This window comes from Rhizobacter sp. P1_G5 (assembly GCF_056405435.1).
Window position 1 is genome coordinate 1 of record NZ_JBFUCB010000720.1, and the last position, 2,843, is coordinate 2,843.

General features: G+C 66.1%; 4 protein-coding genes. 3 read left to right on the top strand and 1 reads right to left on the bottom strand.

Annotated features, from left to right (window positions below; genetic code table 11):
- The first annotated feature begins 174 nt into the window (after window positions 1–174).
- Complete coding sequence (locus AC1D12_RS29975) at window positions 175–750, top strand: hypothetical protein (RefSeq protein ID WP_197067063.1); 576 nt, start codon at window positions 175–177, stop codon at window positions 748–750.
- A 33-nt stretch (window positions 751–783) separates the two neighbouring features.
- The gene (locus AC1D12_RS29980) at window positions 784–1,494 is read left to right on the top strand and encodes a family 16 glycosylhydrolase (RefSeq protein ID WP_477828967.1); all 711 of its coding nucleotides are present in this window, start codon (window positions 784–786) and stop codon (window positions 1,492–1,494) included.
- A 111-nt stretch (window positions 1,495–1,605) separates the two neighbouring features.
- Here AC1D12_RS29980 and AC1D12_RS29985 read toward each other — a convergent pair whose 3' ends face one another.
- Window positions 1,606–2,052, bottom strand: a complete 447-nt coding sequence (locus AC1D12_RS29985) for an Lrp/AsnC family transcriptional regulator (protein ID WP_477844879.1) — start codon at window positions 2,050–2,052, stop codon at window positions 1,606–1,608.
- Window positions 2,053–2,223: 171 nt separating this feature from the next.
- Between AC1D12_RS29985 and AC1D12_RS29990 the strand changes: the two genes are divergently transcribed.
- On the top strand, window positions 2,224–2,843 hold a 620-nt coding region (locus AC1D12_RS29990; RefSeq protein ID WP_477844881.1), incomplete at its 3' end, for a DMT family transporter.

Sequence of the window (2,843 nt, forward strand, 5' to 3'; positions counted from 1 at the left end):
CACCATCCACGTGTCACTTCATAGGAGACATCAGTGGATCAGATCTATCGGCGCTCATGCACCGCCTTGACGGCACTCTTCAGCGCAGTGGCGCTCACGGCTTGCGGCGGGGGAGGGTCCAGCACCCCCACGCCGGCGGCCTCCGCACCGCCGTCGGCTCCCGTCCCGGCGCCCGTGCCGGCACCGCCCTCCGGTCCTTCGTCGAGCGATGTCGCATTCGCGACCCCTTCGAGCGCGACGGACACCAGCGAGGCCGGCAAGATCGAGACGTACTCCTTTGCCGAGAAGGGCAATCAACTCACGGCCGGGACCGCGACCTTCGCATCGGGCGAGGTGGACTTCGGCGCGTCGCTGTCGGGCGACCAGGCCTACGCCGGCACGGCGATCCGTGTCTACGCACCCGGCAACACCGGCGCGGCCCCGGTCACCGCCTTCAATGCCTCGGGTTTCACCAAGCTGAAGATCCAGCTGAAATCGTCGAGCGACGGCGTGTTGTCGATCAAGCTCCAACCGAGCCCGGTGGCGGGTGACGGCTGCACGGCGACGGCCCAGGCGATCGTCAACTCGACGCTGTCCGAACTCGTCATCGACCTGAGCGACGCGATGTTTCCGCTGCCGGACTACTGCAACGGCACCGGCTCGAAGGTCGGCACCGTCAAGGCCGGCCTGTTCGCGGTCGACGTGATCAACGCGGCCACCACCACGGGTTCGCACAACCTGAGCGTGGGCACCGTGAAGCTCGCCCCCTGATCACGCACGACAACCAACAACAAGGAGACAAGCATGATCAATTCCATCGTCAAGGGCGCCTTCGCCATGGTGCTGGCCCTCGGCCTGCACCTGAACGCGCAGGCCACCAACTTCTTCGACGGGTTCGACGGCTCGGGCGGTCCGAACGGATCGGTCTGGGAGACCGCCAACTGGGCCAACGGTGACATCTTCGGCTGCACCTTCGCCTTCAGCGAAGCGTGGCTGACGGGGTGGGGCGGGCTGGACCTGAACGTCAACAGCAGCAACCGCAACGCGGTGAAGTGCGCCGAGGTGCGCACCTGGCAGAGCTTCCAGTACGGCAAGTTCGTGACGCGCATGCAGCCGGGCACCATCGCCGGCGGCAACAGCTCGTTCTTCCTGTACACCGGCAACGCGGGCACGTCCAACCACTTCGAGATCGACATCGAGTTCATCAAGGGGGGCACCGTCCTGCACACCAACGTGTGGACGGCCGGCCGCCAGAACTTCCAGCAGTTCGCCATCGGCACCGGCTGGCGGACCATCGGCTTCGAATGGCGGCCGACCTTCGTGCGCTGGTTCCACGTCAACGATGCCGGCGTGGAGATGGAGTTCCGGCGCGTCAACACGACGATCTCGGCCCCGATGCGCCTGATGCTGAACCATTGGGTCGGCAACAACTCGGCGAACGCCGTCGGCTTCGTGGGGACCTACAACGGCGGCGGCGGTCCGGCCTACTACGACTGGGTGAAGGTTTCGGACTGAGATCGGCCAACGCGCAGCCGCTTCGAACCGGCTGCGCCCCCGGAACGCCGAAGAAGGACTGCGGGTACTCGGCGTCGGCCCGGCCGTCCGAGCACGGCCGGGGATCTGCTTTCAAGCCGTGACACCGAGCGGCGGCGCGCGGCGGCCGATGACCGACGCCTTGATGATCGATGTGTTGGTCTCCGCCTTGTCGGTGATGAGATCGAGAATCTCATCGAGCTGCGCGATCGAGCGCACGTGCATGCGCGCGATGAAGCAGTCCTCGCCGGTGACCTTGTCGCACTCGCTGATTTCCGGTATCGCCTGCATCAGCGTCTGGACGGCACGCAGATGGCCGGGCAGCGGGCGGATCCGGACGATGGCCTGGAGCTGGAAACCCAGGGCCTCGGGGTCGATGTCCACGCTGTAGCCCCGGATGACGCCGCGCTCCTCGAGGCGTCGCAGACGCTCGGACGTGCTCGGCGAGGACATCCCGATGCGCCGAGCGAGATCCTTCAACGAGATGCGCGCATCCGCGGCGAGGATGCCGAGGATGGCGCGGTCGGTGGTGTCGATCATGAGGGGCCGGCAAGCAGATGGGTTGCCTTTTATTGTTAGGCATTTTATATATTTCACCTAACAAACAGTATTCAATATTCGAAGTGCTTGTGCAATTCTCCGAAGAACTCGGGAAATTGCCTCATGACAGTCAGCAACACAAGCCGCGGTGCGATCGAGATGACGCTCGCCATGGCGATCTCCGGCACGATCGGATGGTTCGTGGTCCGCTCCGGGCGGCCCCTGCTCGAACTGCTCTTCTGGCGCTGCGTGTTCGGGGCCGCAACGCTGGCCGTCGTGTGTGGCATCCGCCGTCATTTCCGACGCGGCCTGTCGCTTCGGACGATCGCCTGGGCGGCCTTCGGCGGGGTGGCGCTGGTGCTCAACTGGCTGCTGATCTTCGCGTCGTTCTCGCACGCGTCGATCTCGGTCGCCACCGTGGTCTACAACACGCAGCCCTTCATGCTGGTCGGCCTGGGCGCCTTGTTGTTCGGCGAACGGCTGACGGCCGACAAGCTCGCCTGGCTCGCGGTGTCGTTCACCGGCGTGCTGCTCATCGCCTGGGGGCAGGGCGCCACCGGCCACCCGGGCGCGCGCTACGTCGCCGGCATCCTGATGGCCCTGGGCGCCGCCATCTTCTACGCGGTCGCTGCCCTGGTCGCGAAACGGCTGCGCGGGACCCCGCCGGAATTCATCGCGCTGATCCAGGTGGGCGTCGGCATCGCGATGCTCGCGCCGTTCGCGCAACTCTCCACCCCACCGGCGGATGCCGGCACCTGGGGGACGCTGATCACGCTGGGGGTGGTCTACAC